Annotated in this window: 33 protein-coding genes and 1 pseudogene; 32 read left to right on the top strand and 2 right to left on the bottom strand. The window is 68.5% G+C overall.

Going from position 1 to position 25,642, the window contains the following annotated elements; all coding sequences use genetic code 11:
* Positions 1-95 precede the first annotated feature (95 nt).
* Both ABDZ66_RS07775 and ABDZ66_RS07770 read right to left on the bottom strand, forming a co-directional pair.
* Positions 96-731 carry an ImmA/IrrE family metallo-endopeptidase gene (locus ABDZ66_RS07775; RefSeq protein WP_343757505.1) on the bottom strand — a complete coding sequence of 212 codons (636 nt, stop codon included), beginning with the start codon at positions 729-731 and terminating at the stop codon, positions 96-98.
* Positions 732-734: 3 nt separating this feature from the next.
* Positions 735-1,196, bottom strand: a complete 462-nt coding sequence (locus ABDZ66_RS07770; RefSeq protein WP_343757504.1) for a helix-turn-helix domain-containing protein — start codon at positions 1,194-1,196, stop codon at positions 735-737.
* A gap of 134 nt (positions 1,197-1,330) precedes the next feature.
* Here ABDZ66_RS07770 and ABDZ66_RS07765 point away from each other — a divergent pair, with 134 nt between their 5' ends.
* The 32 genes and pseudogenes from ABDZ66_RS07765 to ABDZ66_RS07610 all read left to right on the top strand — a co-directional run bounded on the left by ABDZ66_RS07765 (position 1,331) and on the right by ABDZ66_RS07610 (position 25,634).
* Positions 1,331-1,576 (top strand): helix-turn-helix domain-containing protein, encoded by a 246-nt coding sequence (locus ABDZ66_RS07765; protein ID WP_343757503.1) that lies wholly within the window; start codon positions 1,331-1,333, stop codon positions 1,574-1,576.
* 249 nt (positions 1,577-1,825) lie between these two features.
* Complete coding sequence (locus ABDZ66_RS07760; protein ID WP_343757501.1) at positions 1,826-2,275, top strand: hypothetical protein; 450 nt, start codon at positions 1,826-1,828, stop codon at positions 2,273-2,275.
* A complete protein-coding gene (locus ABDZ66_RS07755) occupies positions 2,275-2,409 on the top strand; it encodes a hypothetical protein (protein ID WP_343757500.1) in 135 nt (44 codons plus the stop codon). The genes ABDZ66_RS07760 and ABDZ66_RS07755 overlap by 1 nt, the downstream gene beginning before the upstream one ends.
* Entirely contained in the window at positions 2,406-2,660 is a 255-nt protein-coding gene (locus ABDZ66_RS07750) for a hypothetical protein (protein ID WP_343757499.1), read from the top strand. The genes ABDZ66_RS07755 and ABDZ66_RS07750 overlap by 4 nt, the downstream gene beginning before the upstream one ends.
* A 94-nt stretch (positions 2,661-2,754) precedes the next feature.
* Positions 2,755-2,940 carry a hypothetical protein gene (locus ABDZ66_RS07745; RefSeq protein WP_343757498.1) on the top strand — a complete coding sequence of 62 codons (186 nt, stop codon included), beginning with the start codon at positions 2,755-2,757 and terminating at the stop codon, positions 2,938-2,940.
* Positions 2,937-3,494: pseudogene (locus ABDZ66_RS07740) on the top strand (Rad52/Rad22 family DNA repair protein); the annotation flags it as partial. The gene ABDZ66_RS07745 and the pseudogene ABDZ66_RS07740, both read left to right, overlap by 4 nt.
* Before the next feature lie 233 nt (positions 3,495-3,727).
* Positions 3,728-4,237 (top strand): hypothetical protein, encoded by a 510-nt coding sequence (locus tag ABDZ66_RS07735; protein WP_343757497.1) that lies wholly within the window; start codon positions 3,728-3,730, stop codon positions 4,235-4,237.
* Positions 4,224-5,168 carry a hypothetical protein gene (locus ABDZ66_RS07730; RefSeq protein ID WP_343757496.1) on the top strand — a complete coding sequence of 315 codons (945 nt, stop codon included), beginning with the start codon at positions 4,224-4,226 and terminating at the stop codon, positions 5,166-5,168. The genes ABDZ66_RS07735 and ABDZ66_RS07730 overlap by 14 nt, the downstream gene beginning before the upstream one ends.
* Positions 5,165-6,217: a hypothetical protein gene (locus ABDZ66_RS07725; protein ID WP_343757494.1), complete on the top strand. Its 1,053-nt coding sequence runs from the start codon at positions 5,165-5,167 to the stop codon at positions 6,215-6,217. The genes ABDZ66_RS07730 and ABDZ66_RS07725 overlap by 4 nt, the downstream gene beginning before the upstream one ends.
* A complete protein-coding gene (locus tag ABDZ66_RS07720) occupies positions 6,214-6,696 on the top strand; it encodes a hypothetical protein (RefSeq protein ID WP_343757492.1) in 483 nt (160 codons plus the stop codon). Before ABDZ66_RS07725 ends, ABDZ66_RS07720 begins: the two co-directional genes overlap by 4 nt.
* Positions 6,693-9,653, top strand: coding sequence for a ParB/RepB/Spo0J family partition protein (locus ABDZ66_RS07715; protein ID WP_343757491.1), 2,961 nt, complete (start codon positions 6,693-6,695; stop codon positions 9,651-9,653). The genes ABDZ66_RS07720 and ABDZ66_RS07715 overlap by 4 nt, the downstream gene beginning before the upstream one ends.
* Positions 9,654-9,709: 56 nt before the next feature.
* Entirely contained in the window at positions 9,710-10,132 is a 423-nt protein-coding gene (locus ABDZ66_RS07710) for a hypothetical protein (RefSeq protein WP_343757490.1), read from the top strand.
* Positions 10,129-10,362, top strand: coding sequence for a hypothetical protein (locus tag ABDZ66_RS07705; protein ID WP_343757489.1), 234 nt, complete (start codon positions 10,129-10,131; stop codon positions 10,360-10,362). The genes ABDZ66_RS07710 and ABDZ66_RS07705 overlap by 4 nt, the downstream gene beginning before the upstream one ends.
* A 1-nt stretch (position 10,363) precedes the next feature.
* On the top strand, positions 10,364-11,044 hold the full coding sequence (locus tag ABDZ66_RS07700) for a 3'-5' exonuclease (protein WP_343757488.1): 681 nt from the start codon (positions 10,364-10,366) through the stop codon (positions 11,042-11,044).
* Positions 11,041-11,301 (top strand): hypothetical protein, encoded by a 261-nt coding sequence (locus tag ABDZ66_RS07695; protein WP_343757487.1) that lies wholly within the window; start codon positions 11,041-11,043, stop codon positions 11,299-11,301. The genes ABDZ66_RS07700 and ABDZ66_RS07695 overlap by 4 nt, the downstream gene beginning before the upstream one ends.
* Positions 11,298-12,062, top strand: a complete 765-nt coding sequence (locus ABDZ66_RS07690; RefSeq protein ID WP_343757486.1) for a hypothetical protein — start codon at positions 11,298-11,300, stop codon at positions 12,060-12,062. The genes ABDZ66_RS07695 and ABDZ66_RS07690 overlap by 4 nt, the downstream gene beginning before the upstream one ends.
* Positions 12,063-12,223: 161 nt before the next feature.
* Complete coding sequence (locus ABDZ66_RS07685) at positions 12,224-12,733, top strand: hypothetical protein (RefSeq protein WP_343757485.1); 510 nt, start codon at positions 12,224-12,226, stop codon at positions 12,731-12,733.
* 2 nt (positions 12,734-12,735) lie between these two features.
* Entirely contained in the window at positions 12,736-13,272 is a 537-nt protein-coding gene (locus tag ABDZ66_RS07680) for a RusA family crossover junction endodeoxyribonuclease (protein WP_343757484.1), read from the top strand.
* Positions 13,262-13,885, top strand: a complete 624-nt coding sequence (locus tag ABDZ66_RS07675; RefSeq protein WP_343757483.1) for a hypothetical protein — start codon at positions 13,262-13,264, stop codon at positions 13,883-13,885. Before ABDZ66_RS07680 ends, ABDZ66_RS07675 begins: the two co-directional genes overlap by 11 nt.
* Entirely contained in the window at positions 13,882-15,369 is a 1,488-nt protein-coding gene (locus ABDZ66_RS07670) for a hypothetical protein (RefSeq protein ID WP_343757482.1), read from the top strand. The genes ABDZ66_RS07675 and ABDZ66_RS07670 overlap by 4 nt, the downstream gene beginning before the upstream one ends.
* 186 nt (positions 15,370-15,555) lie before the next feature.
* The gene (locus tag ABDZ66_RS07665) at positions 15,556-16,416 is read left to right on the top strand and encodes a ParB N-terminal domain-containing protein (protein ID WP_343757481.1); all 861 of its coding nucleotides are present in this window, start codon (positions 15,556-15,558) and stop codon (positions 16,414-16,416) included.
* Entirely contained in the window at positions 16,413-17,147 is a 735-nt protein-coding gene (locus tag ABDZ66_RS07660; RefSeq protein WP_343757480.1) for a hypothetical protein, read from the top strand. The genes ABDZ66_RS07665 and ABDZ66_RS07660 overlap by 4 nt, the downstream gene beginning before the upstream one ends.
* The gene (locus tag ABDZ66_RS07655; protein WP_343757479.1) at positions 17,144-17,932 is read left to right on the top strand and encodes a phosphoadenosine phosphosulfate reductase domain-containing protein; all 789 of its coding nucleotides are present in this window, start codon (positions 17,144-17,146) and stop codon (positions 17,930-17,932) included. The genes ABDZ66_RS07660 and ABDZ66_RS07655 overlap by 4 nt, the downstream gene beginning before the upstream one ends.
* Positions 17,932-18,597: a class II glutamine amidotransferase gene (locus tag ABDZ66_RS07650; RefSeq protein ID WP_343757478.1), complete on the top strand. Its 666-nt coding sequence runs from the start codon at positions 17,932-17,934 to the stop codon at positions 18,595-18,597. Before ABDZ66_RS07655 ends, ABDZ66_RS07650 begins: the two co-directional genes overlap by 1 nt.
* Positions 18,585-19,934, top strand: coding sequence for a phosphoadenosine phosphosulfate reductase domain-containing protein (locus ABDZ66_RS07645; RefSeq protein ID WP_343757477.1), 1,350 nt, complete (start codon positions 18,585-18,587; stop codon positions 19,932-19,934). Before ABDZ66_RS07650 ends, ABDZ66_RS07645 begins: the two co-directional genes overlap by 13 nt.
* Positions 19,931-20,452, top strand: a complete 522-nt coding sequence (locus ABDZ66_RS07640) for an IbrB-like domain-containing protein (protein WP_343757476.1) — start codon at positions 19,931-19,933, stop codon at positions 20,450-20,452. The genes ABDZ66_RS07645 and ABDZ66_RS07640 overlap by 4 nt, the downstream gene beginning before the upstream one ends.
* A 230-nt stretch (positions 20,453-20,682) precedes the next feature.
* Complete coding sequence (locus tag ABDZ66_RS07635; RefSeq protein ID WP_343757475.1) at positions 20,683-21,315, top strand: hypothetical protein; 633 nt, start codon at positions 20,683-20,685, stop codon at positions 21,313-21,315.
* Positions 21,302-21,475, top strand: a complete 174-nt coding sequence (locus ABDZ66_RS07630) for a hypothetical protein (RefSeq protein ID WP_343757474.1) — start codon at positions 21,302-21,304, stop codon at positions 21,473-21,475. Before ABDZ66_RS07635 ends, ABDZ66_RS07630 begins: the two co-directional genes overlap by 14 nt.
* A complete protein-coding gene (locus tag ABDZ66_RS07625) occupies positions 21,472-23,370 on the top strand; it encodes a hypothetical protein (RefSeq protein WP_343757473.1) in 1,899 nt (632 codons plus the stop codon). Before ABDZ66_RS07630 ends, ABDZ66_RS07625 begins: the two co-directional genes overlap by 4 nt.
* Before the next feature lie 30 nt (positions 23,371-23,400).
* Positions 23,401-24,018 carry a hypothetical protein gene (locus ABDZ66_RS07620; RefSeq protein WP_343757472.1) on the top strand — a complete coding sequence of 206 codons (618 nt, stop codon included), beginning with the start codon at positions 23,401-23,403 and terminating at the stop codon, positions 24,016-24,018.
* 85 nt (positions 24,019-24,103) lie between these two features.
* A complete protein-coding gene (locus ABDZ66_RS07615) occupies positions 24,104-25,486 on the top strand; it encodes a hypothetical protein (protein ID WP_343757471.1) in 1,383 nt (460 codons plus the stop codon).
* A complete protein-coding gene (locus ABDZ66_RS07610; protein ID WP_343757470.1) occupies positions 25,479-25,634 on the top strand; it encodes a hypothetical protein in 156 nt (51 codons plus the stop codon). Before ABDZ66_RS07615 ends, ABDZ66_RS07610 begins: the two co-directional genes overlap by 8 nt.
* Positions 25,635-25,642 lie beyond the last annotated feature (8 nt).

Genomic DNA, 25,642 nt, shown 5'->3' with positions numbered 1-25,642 from the left:
GAAAAACAAGTTTGATGTTCATTGCCGGCAACTGCAGTAACGGTCTCTCTATTGACCCAAGAACCCGCCTAACGCCGCCGCCTACTGCCCCACGGTCATTCTTCCCAGAGGCCGATGACCCGGCCTTTGCTCATGCGGCTCAGGCGGACTCCTTCAAGCTGATTGGCCGGTTCAGGGATGCGTTCGTAACGCCGCAGGGGTACGCGGTAATTCCAAGTGGCCACGTCCACGACCTGCCGGTCGACGAACACGGCTGCCGCGCGACTGCCGCTGATCTCGTGGCTGATCAGTCGCCGTAGGCAGACTGATTCGCTCATCCCGGTCATGGTGCGCATGTGCATCACAGCTGTGCCGGTCCAACCGTGCTCGCGGAGTGCGTCGGTCACTACGAGGCGGGGAACCATCAGCTGGCCGGCGAGGATGCTGGCCGCCTGTTCTCGTAGCTGCTCGCGGTCCATTTCACCGACCCAGGAGTCGAAGTCGGCGTCGATGCCGTGCCAGCCCATGATGACGTGCGCCATTTCGTGCCAGAGGGAAAAGCGGCGTCGCCCGAGTCCGTAGCGGGCGTTGTAGGTCACGACGGCTGGGGGGCCGGCGTTGGCGGAGTCCTCGTCTCCCTCGATCAGGCGGATGCCGAGGGCCTGGGCGAATGCGCGCGGGCTGGAGGGGTGGTCGTGTCGCGCTTGAAGCTCAGCGGCGAAATCCAGTAGAGAGGCGAGCCGCGCGTCCATGACCTAGTTGCCGCCGGGCTCCACCCCAGCATTCTTGAGAAGCAGGAACAGATTCCACCACCGTTCCGGCGTTGCGCGGCCGGTGCTGAACCGCTGACCAGCCAGGTATTGCTGCCACCGTTCCGTGAGCAGCTCCTCAGCCAGGTGGCCTTTCTCGTCGATCATCTGCGTCAGCTCTTCTGGCAGGCGACGGAGGCGTGGCGGCGGCGGTTTGTCGGACTCCATGTCTGACCAAACAATTTCCGGCTTTAGTTCGCGAATCTCTTCGACAGAGAGATTCAGCGCAACGGTGAGCGGTCGGAAATATTCACCTTCGACCCAATTGACTCGACCATTTGCCATGTGGCTCAGGTAGCTGGGCTGCGGGATGCCAACCTCTTCTGCTATCTGCCGTTGAGTCTTACCACTACGTTTGATGTACTGGCGCAGCTTTTCGAAAATATCAACCGTAGCAGCAGGGGGCATGAAGGGAGACCTCAGCGCATGGGGAGCGTACATGCGACGTGTTACGACATACAATAATGCTAGGTTCCCTAATGCCAAATATCACATGCTACACGTCGCTTGACTATCCATGTTGCGACGTGTAGCATCAAGGCATGGAAGAAACGTTTGGTCAGCGCATCCGGCGACTGCGTGAGCAACACGGGCTTTCGCAGTACGACGTTGCCGAAAGGATTCTCGGCAAGCGTGAACGTGCGGGCGAAATCAGTCGCTGGGAGAGCGACAAAAACGAGCCTTCCCACGACAATTTGCGCAAGATTGCCGTCGTCTACTCTTGCTCTACCGATGAGTTGCTAGGTGTAGCAACTAGCATTCATCTGGGCCAGCAGGCATCCGTATGACTTTCAAGGCCTCTATCGCTCAGCCAGTCACTCGCGAGGACCGCATGCGGGCCTGGATCGCGAAGCACGTCAAACCCGCCTCAGCCCATGCAGGCCCAGCTGAGCTGCACCAGATCACCGTTACCACCCCACCTTCCCTTACTGACATCGCCCAGCAGGGCGTGCAGCAGACCCGCCGCCGGGCGGGCTGAAACACCAAACCCCTCCGGTCAAGGCTGCTGACACAGCTCGCGGAGGGGAAGGAGACACATGAATCGTACGACACGCCCCACCCCTCTGACCATCCCCCCGCTGAAGGCCGCGCTGTCCACCACGGTGGACGCCTTCACCCCCGAGGCGCAGGACCTGCCCCTGACCAGTCCGCTCGGCAAGCGCCGCCTGTTTCGCCACCGCGCCTGGTACGAACCCACCACCCCGAGCGGCTGGCTGCGCGTGAAATTCACGCCCGGTTGGATCACGAACCTGCCCAGCGGCCGCGTGACCGTCCTGCGCGAGACCGTCATCCGGGACGAACCGGGTGCCCTGGCGGCGGAACTCGCGCGCCTGCAGAACACGTACGGCGTTCACCTGTGGCTCGCGCCGATCAACATGCCGCACAGCTGGCCGTGGGGAAACACCCTGTGGTGGGGCGAGAACGCCCACGCCCGGGAGCTGCGCGTGGGACGCAAGACCGCGCTGAAGACAGCGGTGGCCGCCTGATGCGCCGCCTGCACGCTGACGTTCAGGACGTGTTCCACAAGGCGGCCACCGAGGCCCTGTGCCGCCGCCGCGCGGTGCCGGTCGTCCTGGTCCTGCTGGCCCTGCCGGGCCTGCTGCTGGGGGTGACGTCTTGAACCGGCACGACCTCGCCAACCTCGAACAGATCGCGCTGCTGACCGAAGGCCTCAAGGAGCAGGGCGTGACGGTCGGCAGCGGGTACCGCCCGAGCGTGTGGTGCGTGAACCCTGGCTGCCACGCGCCCGCCCCGGCGGACGCCCTGCACTGCCCCGAGTGCGGCACGCCGCACCCCCGCCTGTGCCCGTGCGGGAAGGCTCTGCGGCCCGACGGGTCCGTGTTCTGCGAGTCCTGCGACTCGCGCCGCTGAGGAGGTTGTTCGCCGTGCTGATCTTCGCCCTGACCGTTATCACCGTCACGCTGCTGGCCGCCGCCTTCATCGACCGTGCTGGGGAGGCCGCCGCATGAAACGCTTCCTCGCCCTGCTGCTCCTGACCGTCAGCGCGTACGGCCTGCTCCTGGCCCTGGCCCCGGACTTCGGGCCGGACATGCCGGGCACGCTGCGGCTGCTGTGCGTGCTGCTGTCCCTGGTCACCTTCGCCGGGCTGTTCGCCACCTGCGCGGCCCTCTCCCACCGGGAGCGGCCATGAACCTCGGTGACGTTCAGCAGCGCCTCCAGGCCCCGTTCCCCGCGCACATGGTCAACTGGAAGACCGTCACCCTGAGCAAGGACCGCAGCCGCGCCCTGCTGCTGGCCCACATCGACGCGCGCGCCGTGCAGGACCGCCTGGACGCCATCTGCCCGGACGGCTGGACCTTCAGCGTCGAGGTCATCCCTGGCACGCCCGTCCCGACGGTCAAGGGCCGCCTGACCGTCCTGGGCGTCACCCGTGAGGACATCGGACAGGCCCCGGACGGCGACCTGAGCACCCTGAAAGCCGCCAGCAGCGACGCGCTGAAACGCTGCGCCGTTCACTTCGGGATCGGGCGCTACCTGTACGACCTGCCGCGCTGCTGGGTGGACTGGGACGACACGAAACGCCAGCCCATCACCACCCCGGAACTCCCGGACTGGGCACGTCCCGACCATGAGCGCACGCCCGGCGGCGCCCACCTGATCCAGGTCATGGATCAGCTGCGCCAGGAACTTCCTGAGGACCTCGACGTGCAGCGCGAGGTGTGGCGGCACCTGAAAGCCGCGCTGAAGTGCGTGGAGCAACCGGAAGCGGCCGCCCCGGCGCAGGACACCACCCTCACCCGTGAGGGCGCTGCGAACCTGCACCGCCAGCTCGGGCCGATGCTGCCTGGCCTGCGGGACCCCGAAGTGAAAGCCTGGGTGAGCGAAGTGCTGGGCCGCGAGATCACCAGCTTCGAGCAGATCCGCACGGACGAAATTCAGGGCCTGAAGGCCGCCGCGCGGAACCGGCAGGTGGCGTGATGGCTGAGATCGCGCTCGTCGGAAGGCTCGGGCAGGGCCGCGTCGCCCTGGTCGATGACGCGGACCTGCCATTGCTGACCGGGTACCGCTGGCACCTGAGCCGCCGCGGGTACCCGCGCGCGTACCTGCCCGGCACGAAGGGCCGCACCGTGAACCTGCACCAGCTGCTGCGCGCCCCGGACGGCAGCGGGTACCGGGATCACATCAGCGGCGACCCGCTCGACAACCGCCGCGTGAACCTGCGGCCCTGCACGGTCGAGGAGAACAACCGCAACCGCCGCGCGCACCGCAACAACAAGACCGGCTTCAAAGGAGTCAGCGCGTTCGGAACTGGCTTCCGGGCCGTGATTCACCAGGGCCGGCGTCAGATCTACCTGGGCACGTTCCCGCACGTCCTGCTGGCCGCTCTGGCGTACAACGCCGCCGCGACGGCCCTGCACGGCCCGTTCGCGCGGCTGAACGAAGTGGACCTCGCGCCACTGCTGGGGAGGGCGAATGCGGCCGACTGACACCCTGCGTCCCCTCCTCGAGGAAATGTTCACCACGAGCGCGGACGCCGCGGCGGGCGTGCACCGCAAGCTGCCCGGCGGCCTGCACGTCAAGGCCGCCGTGAAGGGCGAGCGCCGCATGCTGATCGTGTGGCGCACGGCCGACCGGCTGCCCAGCGCACGGGAGTGCGAGGTGGTCGGCGCGGCCGCCGGGATGATCACCCCGACGTTCCGCTCCTGGCAGTGCCGGGAAAGTCAGGACGCCTTCCTGATCACGGAAGGGTTCACCGGGCAGGCCTGCACGCACGACTGGAGTAAGACCGCGCCAGTGGATGGTGGCCACGCCAGCACCTGCGGCCGCTGCGGCGCCACCTGGGAACGGACACAATCCAGCCGGGCCAAGACCGAACGGCTGCGGTACAACAGCGAGAAGGTCTCCCCCGCCCGCTTCGCGCAGTTCCTGGAACGCGGCCCCGTCGGTGGGCCGCCAGCAGAGCAGGCGCCTTCGGTCGTCCCAGCGGTCCAGGAATCCCTCTGGGCTGCACCCGAAGTTCAAACCGCTGCCCCGCCGCCGCCACCCCGCCAACGACCTCCCAGGAAGGCCGCGCGGCCATCCGGTCCGGAAACCCCGGCCGAGCAAGCAGAGCGGACCCGGCTGATCGGCCTGCTGACCTGCATCACGTTCTGGTCCGCTTGCTGGAGTCCGTGGTTCCGGCGGGCCGTGACCATCGACATGCGCCGCGCCACCCTGCGGGGCTCCACGCTCGATGAACTCCGGGACGAGGTTCGCAGCGTCTACGTGCGCCGCACCCTCCCGTACGCCGTGCCGTACGTGCTGCTGGCCTGCCGCTGGCAGCACCTGACGCGTGCCCTGCCGGAGCACGCCACGCCCCTACCCAAGACCCGTCAGACGTCGGCCCGCGCGGCCGGCACGAGGAAGGCCGCCGCATGAGCTTCAGCGCACCGAACTACACCCAGACGCCCAACGAGCTGTTCGCCCTGCAGGCGGACATGAAAGAAGCCGAGCTGCGCGTCACGCTCGCCATCGTCCGCGCCACCTTCGGGTGGAACGCCGGTGGCCAGCTCGCACACCTGACGCTCGACATGCTGATGGCCGACACCGGCCTGTCGAAGCAGGGCGTCATGAACGGCGTGAACGCCGGCAAGGCGCGCGGCACCCTCGCCGTCCTCAAGCAGGGCAAGGAGGTCTACTACGGCCTGTCCATCTCCCAGGACGGCGCGGCCGCGGCGGGCGCGAAGGGTCAACCTAGTAGACCCAAGTTGATCGCCCCGGATGGTCAACCTAGTAGACCCACCGGGAAAACCGAAGGTCAACCTAGTGGACCCAAACGGTCTACTACGTTGACCCAAACGGTCAACCTAGTTGACTCAGATGGTCAACCTAGTGGACCTTTGACCCCTGTTTTTCCTGCGCCCAGCGAGGAAGAAACGGGTGCCCAAAGACAACAGACAGACAGGAAAGACATTAAAGACAAACAACAGCAGGGACACGATACCCCCGCTCCCGCTGTCGCGGCGGCTGTCAACGAAGGTCAGGAAAGCGACCAGAACCAGCCCTCCGGTGCTGATCGCACCGGCACCCCAGGCGGGGTGAATCTGGCGAACGCCACGACCGGTCACGGGATCACCCAGGCCACCGCGAACGCCGGACAGACCACCGCCGCGACCACTGAAAAGGTTCCGGCGGCGCGCGGCGCGGCCCTCGCCGCCCTGCACTCCGCCCTGCGCCCCCTGAACGCCCAGGAGCTGATCGACGAGCTGCCCAGCCGCCAGCACTGGCTGGACATCCCCACCGACCGCATCCGCGAGATGCACGACGAGTACCGCATCCGCCTCGGCAGCCGGAAGTTCCGAGGTGACCTGATCGACGCGCTGGACCGCGAAGCCCGCCAGTTCGCCACGCCGACCACCCCCACCGCACCGACCACGCAGGCCGCCGCCAGCGAACGGGTGCGCGCCCTCATCGGACGGAAACCATGACCAACCACCACGACCAGACCGACACCACGCCCCTCGATCCCCAGGTGTTCCACATGGCGAAGCTGCTCACCCTCCACCCGAACGCCCGCCGCGCCCTGGAAGCCAGCATCGAACGCCAGCAACAGCGTGCAGCGGCCGCACCCGCCCCGGTGGACATGAGTTGCCCGCACTGCACCGCGCCCGGCGTCACGTACCTGACGCTCCCCACCGCAAACGGCCCCCGCGAGTTCCAGCGCCGCCCGATGGACTGCTGCCAGCCCGCCCTGTGCGACGCCGCCGAGAACGCCCTGCGCTACGCCTGCAACCCGAACAACGACCCCGTCGAGCGCGTGGACGCCGCCGACCGTTACGCCGCGCTGCGCGAGTCCATCACCGCCCCCGAGTTGATGGAGCGCCTGCACATGCATGAGGTCGTGCTGGCCAGCGTCGAGCAGCGCGTCTCCGGCCTCACCCGCGCCCAGGGCGGGGTGGATAAGTGAGCCGCCTGTCTCCCGACGTGCAGGCCGCGCTGCGCGCCGCGACGATCAGCGAGGACGGCCTGACCCTCACCCTGGCCGGGCAGCTGGACCGCAAGGTCTATCAGGCGACCGCCAAGGCCATCGAGGCGCTGGGCGGCAAGTGGAACCGCAAGGCCGGGGCGCACCTGTTCCAGACGAACGCACGGGACGTGCTGGCCCGCGTGCTGGACGGGGAGACCCTGCCGAAGAAGAACCCCCTGTCGTTCTTCGCAACGCCTGAGGAACTCGCCCGGCAGGTCGTGAGCGCCGTCGCGGACCTGGACGGCGTGCGGGTCCTGGAACCCAGCGCCGGCACCGGCGCACTGGCCGACGTGCTGCGCGAGTACGGCGCGCAGGTGGACGTGGTCGAACTGGACGACACCCGCCGCGCCCACCTGCAGGCCGCTGGCTACCGCGTAGTCGGCACGGACTTCCTGACCTTCACGCCGAGCGAGCCGTACCCGGCCATCGTCATGAACCCCCCGTTCCGCAGCGAGGACGACGCCCAGGCCTACATCGCCCACATCGAACACGCCTGGACGCACTGCCTCGCACCCGGCGGCACGCTCGTCGCCATCGCCCCGTCCGGCTTCACGTTCCGCCAGGACCGCCGCGCCGCCGCGTTCCGCGAGTTCGTGAAGCAGTACGGCGAGTTCGGACTGAACGACGAGCGTTCCTTCACCGAGTCCGGCACCAACGTCCAGACCGCCACCGTCTACGTCCGCAAGCCCGCCCAGGAGGCCGTCATGCCCGCGAAGAAAGCCAACCGCAAGAACACCGAGCAGCCCGGCCACACCGACTTCCAGCAGATGGTCAAGGAAACCCGCGAGAAGATGAACGCCCAGCCCAAGGGCGGCAAGAAAGCGGAAGTCATACCTGCCGCCGCGCAGGAGATCAGCTCCAGCAGTGACGCGGATCTCCCCTTCCCGGTGAGCGAGGCGCAGCTGGAGGCCGCTATGGTCGAGCCGGCCCCCGCACCCGGCCCGATCCTCAACACCGACCAGCTGAACTGGCTGCCCGTCACGGCGCTGGTGGCCAGCCCGCTCAACCCCCGCAAGAAGTTCCCGCAGGACGCCCTGGACTCTCTGGCGAACAGCATCGCCGCGAAGGGCCTCATGCAGAACCTGGTCGGTCGCGTCACGCCCGGCGCGGACACCGTGGAAGTCATCGCCGGTGGCCGGCGCCTGCGCGCCCTGACGCTCCTGCACGACACCGGACAGCTGCCCGACGGGTACCTCGTGCCAGTCCGCGTGCAGGAGATGACCGACCTCGACGCGCTCATGCTGGCCGTCGCCGAGAACAGCGAACGCGCCGACGTGGAACCGTTGGAGGAGGCCGACGCCTTCGTGGAAATGATCCGCCTGGGTGCGAGCGTCGAGGACATCGCCCTGCGGTTCAAGTGCAGTACTCGCACCGTCGAGAAGCGCCTCGTGCTGGCCGAGGGCCTGGGCGAGGACGCCCGCACTCTTCTGGCGGACGGCAAGATCGTGATCTCCCAGGCGCAGGTGATCGCCCAGACCAGCGGGCCGCTGCGCGAGCATGTGATCACGGCCGCGAAACGTGGTGACAGCGCCCAGCGCCTGCGCGACATGATCGCCAGCTGCACGTTCCTCGTCGAGCGCGCCAAGTTCGACGTGGCCACCAGCGGACTGGAGATCATCGAGGACCTGTTCGGGGACCAGCCCGCCCGCTTCGCAGATCCGCAAGCGGCGCTCGCGCTCCAGCTCGCGTGGGTCGAGGAGCGCCGGAAGACCCTCAGCAAGAAGAAAGAGCAGCATTTCGTGGACGTGGTGAAGCAGGCCAAGCAGTACCTGACCCTGCCCTACGACGCCTACACCACCTACAGCGTCCCCGAGAACATCAAGGGCACGGTGATCCTGGTCAGCACCCAGACCGGCGAGGTGAAGCAGGAACGCTGCGCCCGGGAAGCCGACATCAAGAGCGCCCGCGCCAAGGAACAGGCCGCCGAACGCGCCAAGACCGCCAGTGAGGCGACTGGCAGTGAAGGCGGGGCTATCCGCAAGAGCGGCTGGGTGGACGCACATCAGGCGCGCGCGACGGCCCTGCGCGCCGCGCTGGTCGGGGACCACAAGCGCACCGTGGCGTTGACCATCCTCAGCCTCCTTCAGGCCACGCCTGTCAGCCTGCGCGCCAGCCTCGAGTACTCAATGCCCACCCCGATCCCCACCGGCCTCGCCCGCCTGAAAGAGATCGACGCGAAGGTCGGCGGGCAGCTCGGCGTGAACGGCCACCACCTGCCCAAGCGGCCCATCACGCAGGAATTCAAGGGTTACAACCCAGAAGGCGCGGACGTCCTGCCGTACCTGGATCTCCTCATGACCCTGACCCTGGAGGACCTGCTGGACGTGCAGAGCGTCCTGATCGCGCAAGCCGTGGGCGGCTGGAGTGAATTCAACCCCATGCACGCGCCCTACGCGTTCGTGACGCGCCTCGCGGCCGACACGGGCGCCACCGTCCAGATGAAGCTCACGGACGCGCACCTGAAGGCGTACCCGCGCGACCGCCTGATCGAACTGGCCGAGGACGCCGGGATTGCCGAGGGCCACGGCGTGAAGAACGGCCACATCAGCACCCTGACCACCAACACCGAGATCCGCGCCGCGATCCTCCAGCACGCCGACGCCCTGGCCGCGCGCGGGTACGTCCCGCCCCTGGCCCGCTTCCCCGAGGTGGCCGACACCGCACAGGCCCGCAAGTACCGCCAGGACGCGAAAGACCTCGTGGCGCGACTGGACGGCCAGCAGATCAGCAGCCTGCTCGAAGACCTGGGCATCGACCCCACCGACGACACGACCGCCGACGGCCTGAACGTGCTCCAGCAGGAAATCGACGACATGACCGACACCGAACTGCAGGACTGGCAGGGCCTGCGCGACATGGCCCAGCAGGTGCAGGCAACCGCGACCGCCGCCGACTGACCGTCACCCGGAGGCCGCCGAAGCGGGCGGCCTCCCCTTCCTCCCAGGAGCACCCCATGAAGCAAACCTTGAAAGTCGAACTGGACGCCATCAAGCACGAACGCGACAAGGACGGGGAACTGTTCAGCACCCTGCACCTGGAACTGCCCGGCGAGGGCCTGAACCTCCAGCACCTGCGCCGCGCGCACCGCATCAGCACCAAAAAAGGTTCCCGCGCCATCGCCACGTTCACCCTCCGGATCTACGGCGGCGGCGACCGCCGCACCTGGACCTGCAAGAGCAAGGGCAGCAAGACCACCGACTTCAAAGTCGTGGCTGTCGTGGAACTCCCCTTCAGTGCCGCCGCCCGCTTCGAGCAGTACCTGAACGCCCTGCCCGGCACGTACGACGTCGAACTCACCGTGGAGATCGTAGACGGCACCAGCACCCCCATGTTCCCGAAAGACGACGACGACCGGGACGAGGGAATCAACGCATGACGCTTCCCGACCTCTCCCAGCCTGTTGCTGACGCTCTGGCCTTCTTCCAGCAGGAGCACGACCCCGCCGCCTCGCCCTTCGCTGTGCAGGGCGACAACGCCCGAGGGCTCCTGATCTTCATCCCCGCAGGCCTGCCGCCACTCAACCTCCAGACCGTCATTCAGGCCGTGCAGGCCGCCTACGCCCACCCCGACCAACTCTGCGAATTCCTCTACGACCTGGAGAACTGACGTGACCACTGCACCCACCCCCACCGCCGCTGCCGCCGTGATTGAACGCTTCCTCGACTGGGCGACCGACCCGCGCCTCGTGATCCTCGACACGGAGACCACCGGCCTGGACGGCGAAGTGATCGAGCTGGGCCTCGTGGATGGCAGCGGCCGCACGCTGTTCGAGGAACGCTTCCGGCCTACCTGCTCCATCGACCCGCGCGCGCAGGCTGTGCACGGCATCACGGACGCCGATCTCGCCGACTGCCCGAGCTTCGGGGAACGCTGGCCGGACCTCCGCGACCTTCTGACCGGCCGCCGCGTCGTCATCTACAACAAGCGCTTCGACCTGCCCCGCATCTGCGCGACGCTGGACGCCACCCTGCCGGGCTGGTTCGCCGCGCCGGGCGGCGTGGCGGGCGGCAGCGCGGACCTCCACGCCTTCAACGCGATCAGCCGGAGCGCGGAGTGCGTGATGGACGCGTACTCGCCGCTCGCCGGATCCTGGAACGGTTCCTACGGCAACTACCGCTGGGCGCGACTCGCAGACGCGTCCGCCCAGCGCGGCGTGGACGTCAGCGACCTGACCAAGCACGCGGCCGTGAGCGACTGCGTGCAGGTCCTGCGGCTCATCCACGCCTGCGCAGCCCTGGACCCCGCCGACTTCCCCTGGATCGGCCACGAGGACGAGGACCGCCTGTGAGCCCACTGACCCCCATGCCCGAGGACCTGACCGGCATGCTCGCCTTCCTGCACCGCTGCGACTGGGAGTACCGGCTGGTGAGCCGCGCCCTGCCAGATGGCACCCGGCTGTTCACGGCCATTGCGTGGCGACCCGACAGCCTGGGCGGTGGCCGGAAGTGCCGCGCCGCTGATCCGGCCCTCGCGCTGCGCATGGCCGTCCTCGCCGCCCGCAAGGCCCGCCAGCGCCGCCACCAGCGGCTCAAGGCGGCCGCGTGACGGCCACGACCGCGCAGCGCCTCCTGACCCCGGAGCAGCGCGCCCGCCTCGCGGAACTGGAGGACGCCGTCCGCGTGGGCGGCGCGGCCGCCGTCCTCGCCGGGCGGGCCCTGACGGAGATCCGCGACTCCGGCCTGTACCTGGGCGCGTTCTCGACGTTCGAGGCGTACGCCATGGACACCTTCGGATTCAGCCGCACCCGCGCGTACCAGCTGATCGATTACGCAGCGGCCGCCACCGAGTTCGAAGCGCGTGGCCTGGGCCTCCCTCCGGAACGCGTCACCCGCGCCCTGGGCGGCATCGTCCCCGACGACTACCAGCTGGTCTTGGACGTGACCAGAAGCGTGACCGGCAAGGACCGGCCCAGCAGCGCGGACGTACAGGCCGTCGCGGACACCGTACGGGACCTCGCCGCCGGGGCGCACGTCGAGCACCCCGACACGGGCGAGAGCGTCCCCCTGACGCAGGTGCCGCCCGAGCGGCGCGTGGAAGCCGTCGCCAGGGCCGCGCAGCGGGGCGCGCAGGACCGCACCCGCTACCAGGGCGCTGCGCCGCAGGGCCAGGCGGACGACGTGCGCCCCCTCGACTGGGTGGACGGTCTGCGCGCCGTCGCGGACGTCGAGCTGCGCGGCACGGGCGGCGGGTGGCAACTGACCCTCACGGACCGCAGCAGTGGCGAACGCCGCGAAGGCCCCGAGCGGCTCACCCTCTGGGACGCCATCCGCCACGCCAGGAGTGCGTGGGAAGGAGAGGCGCCGTGAGCCGACGCAGCAAGCGGCCCCTACCCCAGCAGGTGAGCCCGCCACAACACCTGGAGGCCCAGCGACCCGCCCACGAGAGACCCGAGCGCAAGAACCAGCATCACCCACTTCAGCACGCCCCGCGCCCACTGGGGCAGGTGAGGCGCGGGAGCACTCCAGGCGTGCCAGGTGAGCACCAACATCCCAGCAGTTCGAGCCACCATAGCCACAACCGCCTGCGCACCCCACTGACTCAAATCCAGCAGCACTGGCAACGACAGCAGGCCGAAGCCGACCATGAGAACGGTATCGAAGTCCGGTCGGTATCGCGGCATGCGTCCAGTGTTACCACCCACTCAGGAAAACCAGAGACGTGGAACCTTAATAAAGCAAGCCTTCATGCGTCCTGCACGGGCGGCGTCACCGACCTGCAGGCCTTTGACGACGCCGCCGTTCATACCGTTACCCTGCCGTACGACCGGCACACGCAGCAGGTCCTGACCGGCACCCACCGCGGCAGACCTATCTGGGACGCCATTCAAACCGAAGTGCTGATCCTGCTGGAGTCGTTCGCGCACGTCACCATCACGCACGTCACCGTCCGTCCCTGGCAGCGCGGGTGGCAGCGCACACCAGCCAAGCGCCTGATCCCTACCTGCCCGCTCTCAAGTCCGAGAGGAGGCCAGACCTGAAGATGTCCGCCGCCGACCTCCTGGCCTACCAGGAGCGCCACCCGCGCCTGTTCCAGCAGCCGCCCGTCCCCGGCCCCGCCGGGGCGGGTTTCCCGTGCGCCCCCGCCGCGCCGGTCCCCGCAGCGACCCTCCAGTCCGGCCAGAGCCTGCGCTTCGTGCTGCCGTACCCGCCCAGCCTCAACCAAATCTGGCGGGCCATCGTCACCCGCCGGGGCGGCAAGATCGTCGCCCGGATCCTGCTCAGCCAGGGCGGCCGCGCGTACCGCCAGAAGGTCATCACGCACGTCGCAGGGCTGGACCTCCCCGCCCTGCCCGGCGGCGCCCGCCTCGCCCTGCACCTGCACGCCTGCGCCCCGGACCGGCGCAAGCGGGACCTGTCCAACATCCCCAAGGCACTCGAAGACGCCCTCACGCACGCCCAGCTCTGGGCAGACGACTCCCTGATCGACGACCTCCGCGTCACGCGCGGCCCCATCACCCGCCCCGGCCACGTCCTCGTGACCATCACTCCCATCCCCGGAGCCACCCATGACCAGTAAAGCCGACCGCCAGGACGCCGTGCCCATGCTCGCCCCCGACCAGCGACCCGACCTGTACCGCCTGCTGGCCGTGTTCAGCGGCGTGCCTGTCCCCACCCTGCCCGCGCTGGTCGCCGCAGGCCTGCACTCCGGTCAATCCGCCGAGCCGATCAGCGAAGCCCAGCGGTCGCTCCTGCGGATCCTCAGTCAGGACCGGCGCATTCAGTGGGTCACCTGGGGACCGGACGGCCCCGGGTACGTTCTGACCGGCATCGGTGAGGAAGCCATCAAGGTCTACGCGCACCGATACGGTCCCGCGCACGCCCGCCGCCGCTGGCCGCCCCTGCGGGAGATTCTGGTGTTCCAGCTCCTCGAGTCATTCGACAGGACGGTCGAACGCACCCTGAAAGGGGCACTCGTCGAAGCCGAAATCATCACCCCTCAGATCGACGTCGCCAACATCTACAAGGAACTGCTGGTCACGCTCATGCACGCCGGATACCTCACCCGCAGCGGCGACGGGTACGTCCGTACCGAGGCCGGGCAGGACGCCCTGCAGGACTACCATCGGCGCTCGCCCCAGCCCACCAGCCACAAGCCCAGCGGCATGCGCCCCAGGAAGGACCGCCAGTGACGGAACCCACCTGGAAACGGACGCTCCGCGAGTCGAATCAAGCCGACAACCGCCGCGAGAAGCAACCCCGCCGCACGTACCACGCGCCGAGCCTGCTGAACCTTCGGCCGGGCGACACCGTCTGGTACACCCCGAAGCACATGGACGTGGCCTACGCCGGGCAGAAAGCCACCGTGCGTCGAGGCCCCCGCAAGGACGTCCTGAACGCCAGTGTCCGCGTGGAATTCAGCGATGGGCAGCAGCGCACCCTGCGCCTGAATCTGGTCAGCCGCACGACTCCCCGCACGGACGCCGCCCCCCTGATCGACGAGGCCCGCCGCCTGCCCAGTTGGAAGCGCCTGCTGGAGCTGCTGGGCCGACCGGAGGAAGAAGCGCGCCAGCAGGCCGAGGAACGCGCCCGGCAGATCGCCGGCATGGTCACCCCCAAGGCCGAGCGGAAGTTCTCGGGCGACCTCGCCGCGCAGCTGCTCGACGCGGCCCGCGCGGACCTGGCGGCCGCCGCCGCGCGGCAGGCCCAGCGGGGCGGGCGCGGGCCGGTCACGCCCGCACACCTGCCGGTCCCGACGGATGACCTGGCGCAGCTTGAACTGGATCAGGAGCGCCGCGCCATGGTGAACAACATCGCCCGGTGCATTCACCGCCGGTACTTCCTCTCGGACGCCGAATTGCGCGACCTGACCGAGCAGGAGCGCGAGCAGGAGCGCGTGACTGGACTCATGAGCGTGTTCATCCGCGCCGCGCAGGGCGACGCGGGCCTCGTGCCCATCAAGGACAGCAGCAAGGGAAAGGGCAGCGCCCTGCACGGCCAGTTGCACGACAGTCTCACCGAGGCGTACCCCCTCGCGCTGGAGGCCTGCCAGATGCTCGTCGCCGGGAAAGGTCAGCACGCCCTCACCCTCGCCCTGGAAGTGCGGGAACGTCTGCTCGCGCACGTCGCCGCGAACACCGAACTGGACCGCGCCCGGCGCAAGCACCACACCGGCCGGTACTTCCACGGCGACGTGCTGAGCGTCCGCGAGGAGCACGAGGACGGCGGCATGACGCAGTACTACGCCCGCCTGACCATCGTGTACGCCGAGGACGGACATAGCGTCACCGTCGCGAACGCAGCCGAACTGGAGAGCATGACCGGCACCCGCGCCGGCGTGCAGGCCTGGACGAGCCTGTGCCGCTGGATCGAGGATCACAGCGACCGGGCCGATGGCCGCAAGCAGGGGCGGCGCCAGGATAACGACGAGCACCTGATCTACCGGGAGGACCGCGACACGCTGGTTCTGCGCGAATCCGTGGGTCGGTACCCGAACTTACTGCGGGCCTTCGAGTGCCTCCGCCGGGCGCTGCTCATGCCAGAGCGGGACAAGGACGTGCTGCGCAGCGAAATTCCCGAGAACCACCCCGCGCCCGGCCATCACGACCTGCCGCAGACCCGTGCCAAAGAGGGGGGGCTTGACAAACTCCCGCAGAATTCGCCTAATTCTTCCTAAGCTGCACTTCGAGTACTGAATCGACGCCCCCGCCCTGCGCGGGGGTTTTTCGTTGTGCACCCCGCGCGGGCCGCTCGGCCCCGCGATCACCTCAAGACGCCGCTGCCCCCCGGGCAAATCCTTGGCGTCGCCCCGATGGGAGCCCACCGCGCGACGTGCACGGTGGGCAGTCGGGTTGGAGTACGCATGTCCAGTAAGAAAACTCAGGCCCCGGCTGCCGCATCAACCCTGCGGATCGAGTACCTGCCCCTCGCCGATCTCGCCCGCTGGCCCGGCAACCCCAAAGAGCACGCGGACGGCGCCATCGCCGCCAGCATCAGCCGCTTTGGGTTCCGCGATCCCCTCGCCATCGACGAGACCACCGGGCGACTGATCGCCGGGCACGGCCGCCTCAGTGTGCTGGAGCGCGCGCACGCCAGCGGGCAGCCTGCCCCCCAGTTCGTGCAAGTGCGCGAGGACGGGATGTGGCTCATCCCTGTCACGCGCGGCGGGTCCTTCGCGGACGAGAGCGAGGCCAGCGCGTACCTGATCGCCCACAACCGCACCTCGGAGCTCGGCGGCTGGAACGAGGATCTGCTCGCCGGGATGCTCGGCAGCCTGGACGACAGCCTGCGCGCCGTCGCCGGGTTCGACCTCGACGCGTTCGTGCAGGAGACCACCGCCGCCGCGGCCGCCGTACAACTCCCGCCCAGCGAGTTCCTGAACGACCTGATCACCCCGCCCATGACGGCCGCGCCCACCATGGCCGCCACGCCTGCTGGAATGCCCCAGGTGCAGGACATGGGCACCCAGGCTGCTGACCCCGGCGCGGCCATCGCCACCCCGTCAGCGCCCGTGCCAGCGCCCGCCGCGCCCACCATCACGACCCCGCCGCCGCCCGGTGGCGAGGAATACGTGCAGCTAGTCGTGGTCCTGCCCGTCAGCGAACGGAACGAGGCACTGGCCGTCCTGAAAGACGTGCGCGCGAAGACTGGCCTGGAAACCACGCCCGCCGCGTTCATGGCGCTGATCCGCCAGTACGCCACTGCGAACGGGGTAAGCGCATGACCCTCGACCCGATGAAGCAGCACGCCGACGACGAGAACGAAATCCACGACGTGGCCGCGTTCGTCGATCCGGCCCGCAATGTTGTGACGCCCGTGCTGCAGCTGAGCGCCGAGCTGGCCAGCCAGGTCGTGTGGGCGTTCGCCCGGATCGTCCGCGCCAGCCACGCCAGCCGCGCCGCGCGCAGCCCGGATCTGGACGGCATCATCCGCGCCCAGGAGTTCGAGGAAGGCGACGTGTACATGCTGGAGAAACCCTTCGACGGGTACGCCAGCAGCCGGTACCTGATGGACTTCTATGACGTGACCGAGCGCGGGATCTGCTCGCGGATGCACCTGCACACCGGCACGCGCTTCGTGCGGATGATGACCGGGCCGGGCACCACCATCCGCGTGGGTAGCCTCTCGCCGTTCATCGTGACCGACGTGAAGGGCGTGACTCCGTTCATGCCTGAGCAGTTCACCGACGACCTGCCCGACCTGCCGGACGGCGTGCAGCGCACCCGCTACAACCTCGTGGTCCCCGAGAACTCGTTTGTCGACATGCAGATCCCGCGCGGGGTCAGTCATCAGTTCAACGCCATCGGGCCGAACGCCGTGATCGACTCCGTTCACCCGGAGGAAAGCATCGAGGTGTTCCGCGAGCGCATGAGCGGCTTCCGGATGATGGCGCAGACGATCTTCCTCACCGAGGACCGGCCCGACGTGAGCAGCTGCGCCGGGGGCGACGCGTGACGGCCGCGATTCCCCGCAAGCAGGTCAGCGGCCAGGACGCCTGGAACAATGCCTGGGCGAACGTCGAGCAGCTGTACCCGGCCGCGCAACTGGACGCCCTGGTCGCCACCACGCTCGCGGAGATGGGACAGCGCCTCGCCGGCAAGCGGGTCGCCTTCGCCTGGAGCGGCGGCAAGGACAGCCTCGTGATCGAGTGGCTGTGCGCGCAATTCCAGATCCAGGCCTGCGTGTTCGCCATGACGAACCTCGAGTACCCGGAGTTCCTGGCCTGGACCACCGACCACATGCCGCCACTCGTGCAGGTCATCAACACCGGCCAGGACCTCACGTGGCTGGCCCGCCACCCCCGGATGCTGTTCCCGCAGACCCCGCAGGACAACGCCCGCTGGTTCAGGCTCGTGCAGCACGCCGCGCAGAAGCGGTACTTCGCACAACACCAGCTGGACGTCCTGGTGCTCGGCCGCCGGCACGCCGAGGGGAATCACTGCGGCGAGGACGGCCTGTACACCAACCGCGAGGGCGTCACGCGGTACAGTCCGATCCGCCACTGGCCGCACGAGGCGGTCCTGGCCCTGCTGAAGCGCGAGGGCTACAGCCTGCCGCCCATCTACGGGTACCCGCGCGGCTGGCAGGTCGGCACCGGCAACTGGGCGCAGCGCCTGTACACCAGCAGCCCTGAGCAGGGCTGGATTGAAACGTGGCAGATCGACCCGGACATCGTCCGGGAGGCCGCGACCGTGCTGCCCCAGGCCCGCGCGTTCATGACCGCCCGAGGTCTGAGCTGATGTGCGGCGTGTACGGCTACCACCGCCGCAGCGGCCCGCCACAGGCGGACCTGCTCGCCCACCTCGCCACCCTCGCCGGCACGCGCGGCCCGCACGCCCACGGGCACGCTGCGGCAGGCGTGCGGCACGTCGCGCTTGGCGCGGTCAATCCGGCCGGTCTGTCTACCGTGGTGGACAGCGTGATCGGGCACGCCCGCATGACCACTGCCGGGCACTACCAGGATCTCAGCTGCGTGCAGCCCCTCCAAGCGGGCCCGCTGTTCATCGCTCACAACGGCACGGTCCCCGCGCACCGGTTCCACGCGACCACGCACGGGCTCACGCTCCAGACGGGCAGTGACAGCGAGGTCCTGGGCCAGCTGCTCGCCCGCGCCGTCACCCTGTCGGGCGTGGCCAGCCTCCTCGACCACCTCACGCCCGGCCTGCCCCTGGCGCTGCTGGTGCTGGACGCGGACGGATCCGTGACGGCCGCCCGGCGCGCGCACCCCCTGCACGTCCGGCGCGATCCTGCCGGCACCTACCTGTGCAGTCTGCCCTTCCCTGGCAGTGAGCCGCTGCCCGACCAGACCGTGACCCGCTTCAGCGTGCAGGGCGAGACCTCGCACCCCCTCTCGACGACCGCCAGCCTCCGGAGCGCACAAGGGGGACCCGCATGGACCCCGTGAACCAGCAGGCCTTACGGGACCAGCTCGGCATCAGCGCCCCCGCCGAGGGCCTCAAACCCTTCCGGTACAACCCCGCGAACAGCCGCCTGAAGTCCGCGCCGACCGAGGAGGACGTGCTGACCCTGGCCCGCACCCGGATCCGGCACGTCTTCGAACTGTTCGACCACGTCAGCGTGAGCTTCAGCGGCGGCAAGGACAGCACGATCGTGCTCAACCTGGCGCTGGAGGCCGCCCGCGAACTCGGCCGCACCCCGCTCGAAGTCGTGTTCTGGGATGAGGAGTGCATCTACACCGAGAACATCGACTACGTCCGCCGCGTCGCGCAGGACCCGGACGTGGCGCTGAAGTGGATCTGCGTGCCGGTCAAGCATCGCAACGCCTGCTCATCCGAGTCGCCCGTCTGGTACCCCTGGGCTCCGGAGGACCGTCACCTGTGGGTGCGCGACCTGCCGCCCAAGGCGATCACGGCCCTGCCCGGCTACGACCCCACCGACCCCGCCGCGCGCCTGAGCATCCCGGAACTCAGCGGGCTGCTGTTCCCGCCGTCCATGGGGAACTGCGTGCAGCTCCTGGGCATCCGCGCCGACGAGAGCCTGATCCGCCGCGCGGCCGTCTCCCGGCGCGTGGAAGACAACTACATCGTCAAGGACAGCGGCGGGTACGGCGGAGCCACGGACGTCCAGCACGCGGGCAACGTCTGGAAGGCCTACCCCATCTACGACTGGACCACCGCCGACGTGTGGCTCGCGCCCAAGCTGCTGGACTGGGATTACTGCCGGGTCTATGACCTGCTCGACCAGATCGGCTTCACGCCCGGCAAGCAACGCCTCGCCCCGCCGTTCGGAGAGGAACCCATGCAGCGCCTCGACCAGTACCACCAGTGCGAGCCGGCCCTCTGGGACCGCATGCTCGCGCGCGTGCCCGGCGCGCAGACCGCCAAGCGGTACAGCAGGACGGAGCTGTACGCCTTCGGGGACATCCCGGACAAGCCGCCCGGCATCACCTACGAGACCTGGCTGCGCGAGTTGGTGACCGCCAACTTCCCGGAAGCAGAGCGGGAGCAGGTCAGCAAGGGCATCCGAAGCCACCTCCGCATGCACTACCGCAAGACCGCCGACCAGCTGGCGCCAAGCGTCGCCCACCCGCTCACCGGGTACGACTGGGCGTTCTTCGTGAAGATGGCCATGCGCGGGAACTTCAAGCAGCGCCGCCAACCCAAGATCGGCCGCAAGACCCCGGAGGAGTTCGCCGCCGCGCACGCCAAGTACCTCGCGAACCTCCAGCCGTACCTCACAGAACTGGAAGAGATCCGCGCCCTCACAGGAGCCACCGAATGAAACACGGACGCGACCAGCAGCCCCTCAGCCACATCGACTGGGTGCCCCGCGAAGACCTGCACGCCAACGCGTACAACCCCAACCACGTCGCCAAGCCGGAACTGGAGTTGCTGAAGGTCAGCATCCTCGAGGACGGCTGGACGCAACCCATTGTGGCGAGGCCCGACGGCGAGGTCGTGGACGGCTTCCACCGCTGGACTGTCAGCGCCGACCCGCGCATCTACGCCATGACCGGCGGCCTCGTGCCCGTCGTCCGCCTGCAACCCCCCGCGCACGGCGATCAGATGCTCAGCACCATCCGCCACAACCGCGCCAGGGGCGAGCACGGCGTCCTGCCCATGGCTGCCATCGTCCGCAAACTCCGGGACGAGGAAGGCCTGACGGTCGAGCAGGTCATGACCCGCTGCGGCATGGAACGCGAAGAGGTGGTCCGCCTCTACGACCGGGGCGGCATGACCGAACGCGGCACCCAGCACAAGACCGAATTCAGCAAGGGCTGGACGCCAACGCGTACCTGAGCCAGATCTGGTAAAGCGGTGCCCGCCCCAACAGCCAGCATCTGTCCATGCCTCGCACCCCCTACCTGGCCCTCCCCTACGCCCCCGCACTCGGCCAAGCCCTGCACCACCAAGGCCGTGAATATCGCGTCGCCAAGGTCAAGCAGCGCGGACAGCGGTGGCTCGTCTGGCTCACACCCACACCGTTCCCCGCGGGGAACGAGCCCACCCACCCCAGGAGGTGATCACCCATGCCCAGCCCCGCCAAACGCAAACCCGTCGCCAAGCGACCCCCCACCGCCAAGGCCGACGCCCCCAAGAAAGAACCCAAGACATCGACCCCCAAGAAGAAAAAAACCCGCAGCAGCAGCGGGGCGAAGCCCCAGAACGACAAGCGCGTCAAGCACGACTGGCTCGCCATCCGCCGCGAATACATCCGAGGTGACGACACCGTCACGCTCGCCAGCCTCGCCGCCAAACCCGGCGCGCCCAGCGAACGGCAGATCGAACGCCGGTCCAGCGCGGAAGATTGGCCCGAGCTGCGGCTTCAGATGCGTCGGGAAGTTGACGGTCGCCTCAGGGCGGCGGACCTGGACGTCAAGACCGAGGTGCGCCAGCGGCAGCTGAAGGTCGGCACGGCCCTCGTGACCCTGGGCGTCCGGGGCCTTGCGCACCAGAAACCCGAGGACATGGACATGCTCGACGTGTCGCGCGCCATCAAGATCGGCGCGGAGCTGGAGCGCAAGGCGCTGGGCATGGAGGAAATCAACGTGAACTTCGGGCGGATCCGCACGCCGGAGGATCTGGACTCGCTGGATGAGGCGACGCTGTGGCGCGTGGCGGGCATGTTGCCGCCGGAGGAATCAGACGATGACGAAATTTAACGAGGACAGCACGAAGCGCGTGCGGGAGCTTGCGCAGATTGACCCGACCGCTCTTTCCGCAAGTGAACTGCTTGATCTGATCGACGAGGGCATGGAGCTGGAGCGGCAGGCCCGCGCTCTGGAACCGACCCCGGACGCGCCGCAGGATGAGCAGGCGTGACCCAACGGAATGCCACGGGTCGCGTACCGTCCTGGCTGACCCGGAAGCAGGTGCTCCAGGCCATTGCGCGGGTGCGCCTGCGGGAAGCAGGGAAGCTCAAACCCGAAGGACCCAAGCGGGACGAGCAGACCCGCTGGCGGGAGCGGTACGGGCATGACCTGATCGGGTTCTGCGAGCGGGTCCTGGGCATGACCCCCTGGAAGGGCGTGAACGGCAAGCCCGGCCAGTACGAGATCCTGCAGGACATTCAGGAGAGCGTGACCCGCCAGCTGGCGGGGGAGTCGGACGTGCCGTACGTGTTCGTGATCGAGGCAGCGCACGGCGTCGGGAAGACCTACGGGCTGGGCGCGCCGGTGATCGCGTGGTTCTACCGGTGCTTCGGCCCGTGCGTGGTGCAGTCGACGGCGAACACGAACGATCAGGTGCGCGACACCCTCTGGAAGAACCTGCGCATGCACGTCGCCAACGCCCTCGCCCGGCGGAAGAACGTCATGCCGGGCCTGATGCCCAAGGACATGCGCGCCGAGACGAGCGCCGAGCACTTCGCCATGGGCTTCGTCACGAACGACGCGGGCGGCACCGGCACGGAGCGCGTGCAGGGCCAGCACAACGACTTCCACCTCTGGGTGTTCGAAGAGGCGGAGGGCATCGCGGAGTTCATGTACGACGCCGTGAAGCGCCAGTTCACCGGCAACACCGTGCGCCTCTGGGTCCTGTACGCCAACCCCAAGACCTCGACCAGCACCTTCCAGGAGATGAAGCGCCACCCGCTCGCGAAGGTGTACCGCCTGTCCCTGACGGACTTCCCAAACGTCTGGAACGGCACCACCGAAGTACCCGGCGGCACCACCCGCAGCACCTTCAACGAAATGATCGAGGACCAGCGCACCTTCGGGTGCGAGGTCGTGCCGGTCATGGACGAGACGAAACACACGTTCACCGTCCCCTGGAACGTCCCCAAGGCAGGCGGCGGTTTCCACCCGGCCGGGACGGTCTTCGCACCCAAGCGCGGGTTCCTGTACGGCGCGCTGGGCATCGCCCCGAGCGGCGGCGGTGGGGACACGTTTATCAGCGCCGGACGCTTCGACGCCTGCCTGGAGCGCACGCCGGAGCCCACGCCCACCTTCGACGTGAACCCGCCCCTGGCGTTGGGCGCGACCGTCCGCGACCTATTCCCCGGTCAGGACCTCACCACCTTCGACCCACACGTCACGTACCGCGGCGCCGGGCACACCGTGCGGATCATCTGGGCCGCGCAGATCGGCGTGGACTGCGGCCGGTACGGGGACGACGCCGGCACCGTGTACAGCCTCTTCCGGCAACTCCTGCGGTTCGAGGAGGCCATCCAGGGCGCTCAGGAACTCGACAGCATGACCCGCACCGACCGCTACGTGCAGGCCGTGGTCAAGGTCGCCCGTCGCCTCGCCGCGCTGGGCGTCACCCGCCTGAGCATCCGCGTGGACGCCGGGTACGGCAGCGGCATCATCGACGCACTGCGCAAGCATGTCGAGCTGGCTGCCCTCTTCCCGGACGGGTACCTCGTGCACGAGGTGGCGTTCGGCAGCAGCCCCAACGATCCCGAGCAGTACGCGGATCTCGTGACCGAGATGTACGCCCTGGCGGACGAGGTGCTCAGCGTCACCCGCATCGAGGACCCGCCCCTGCTGCTCAAGCGCGACGTGACCGAGCGGAAGTACGCGTACGTCACCAAGGGCGGCCGCGACGTGCGCAAGCTGGAGAAGAAGAACGACTTCAAGAAGCGCACCAAAGGCCAGTCCCCCGACGACGGGGACGGCGCGGTGCTCGCCCTCGCCCCGGAACGCCTGTTCGCACGGGCCGGATCCCTCTCCAGTGCCATCGCGGACCTGGAGGACTACGCGCTGGACTTCGACTGACAACCCTCCGTTCACTTCATAGACTGGGGCGTGCGTAACCTCTGGTGGATTGCCGCTGTCCTTGCCGCTGTACTGGTCGGATATCTCATCTGGCCGACCCCTTGGAGTCTCGGCGTGATCAATGGAAACACCGTCCGAACCTCCCGGCTCAACGGGTGCGTCCAGGCTCTGACTCCTGACGGGTGGAGTGGCGTCGGAGACCGCCTGGAGTGCCGCTCACGAATCGAGCGTCAGGCGGCCGCGCGCCGCGCAGAGGTCACCGCCGCAGCCGAGCAGAAAGCCGCAGATAACCGGGACGAGTACGAGAATGGCAAGGCGGCCCTCCTGCAGCGCCTCAAGGGAAACGCCCGCCTTGAAGTCATCGGCGAGTCCGCGTTCATTTATCTCTACAACCCCACGGGCTGCTATATCGACGCCATCAAGCTCAGCCTTAGCGGCCGGACGTACAACTCCGAGGACGCGTACACACACGTCCCTCCAGAGGAGACCGGGACCTTCACCTACACGGTGTTCGATGGGTTCAACCTGCCCGCCGAACCCGCTTGGACACTGGATGACGTGGAATACGGTACGCAGAACGCATCCGGCATCATTGACCAAGGCGATCCTGCCTGCCTAAGTGCCGCAGTCAACCCACCACAGGAATAGTTTCGCCACGCACTCAAACAACGGACCGGACCCGCCTCATCGCGGGTCCGGTCCGTTGTACCGCATGACCTTTTGGAGGTGACTCATGCTCTACGGCCCAGACGGCGAACCCCTGCACGAAAGCAACAGCGAAACCACGCAAGGCGCAGGTCCCTGGTGGCAGGAAGGCTCCCTCGGCACCGGCCCCAGCGGCAGCCCCATCTACGGCCTGGACCGGGACGCCGTCCGCCGCCAGACGCGCCGAGCGTTCTTCACCAACCCGCTGTTCGGCGCGGCCGTCGAAATCGCCGTGGCCCTCCTGATCGGCGACGAGTTCACGTACAGCCCCCTGAACGCCGACAAGGCCGCGCAGACGGCTCTGGCCGACCTGTGGGACACGAACGACCTCGGCAACCTCATGAGCAACCGGCTCGTGACCGAGTACCTGCTCGACGGTGAACTCTGCGCCGTGTTCCCCCTTGAGGAGACTGGCGACCAGCCCGCCCGGATCGGCCACCTCGACATTGACCGGGGCGTCGTGGTCACCGCCGACCCCATGAGCGGCCCCACCCGCGTCCAGGCGAAAGACAGCAGCGGCCAGGAGCTCACCTGGGAGGCCGGGCAGTTCGTGTGGACGGCCCACAACGCCCTGTGGAACGACGCACGCGGCTGGCCGGTCGCCATGCGCGCCGTCGCCCCAGCTCAGGCGTACCTGGAACTCCTCGGGCACCGCCTCAACACCCACGACCTGCAAGGCCGCATCCTCGGCGTGCAGACCGTGTTCGTGGACCGCAAGGACCCCAACAGCCGCGCGATCTTCAACGAGAAGCGCCAGGCGTACCGCCGTATGCCCAGGAAGGGCGGCATGCTGACGCTCGCCAAGGTACTCGCGGACGACGGAAAGACCGTCATCAGCGACGAGGTCAGCTTCAACAGCCCGGCCAGCGGCGCCGCGAACGCGCAGCATGACGCCCGGGCGTTCGTGCGACTCACCGCCCTGGCTCTGCTGGGCCTCCCGGAGCACTACCTGGGCGAGGGCGGTACGGTCACGCGCACCACGGCGGACAGCATGACCCTCCCCGCCATCCGCAGCGTCAAACGCATTCACGCGGCCCTGCGATCGCACCTCGACCGGATCTTCCGCGCGGATCTGGTGCGCCGGCACGGGCCGGACCGGACGTACATGGTCACCACGTACGAGGTCAACGCAGACGGCCTCACCCGCAAGCCCAAGAAAAAACGTGTGAAGGCCGCTCAGATCGAGGTCCCCTGGGCGTTCCCCGCCATTACGCAGGACAGCCTGGACGAACGCATCCGCCGGGCCGAAGCCGCGCAGCGCAGCGGCTGGGCCAGCCCGCAATCCCTGAGCGCCAGTCTGGGCTTCGACCCGGCCGAGGAAACCGAACGCATGGCCGCCGCAGGCCTCCAGTTCGGCGGCGTGGTCACGCCCCCTACCACGGCGCCCAAAGGAGGTGATCCGAATGCCTGACCGTCCCAACACGCCCCCGCGCAAGCTGCGCGAACCCGCACCAGATGAGCAGGGCCACCCGACGAAAGAAGCGGGTGGCCCTGTCCCGCTGGACCGCCGCCAGCGCGAACAGCGCGGCCCCAAGAACGTGCTTCGCGAAGACCACTGAGGAGGTCC

Origin of the sequence: Deinococcus depolymerans (genome assembly GCF_039522025.1) — a bacterium.
GTDB lineage: Bacteria > Deinococcota > Deinococci > Deinococcales > Deinococcaceae > Deinococcus > Deinococcus depolymerans.
Note: the sequence above shows the minus strand (reverse complement) of the source record. Positions and strands in the feature narration are given on the sequence as shown.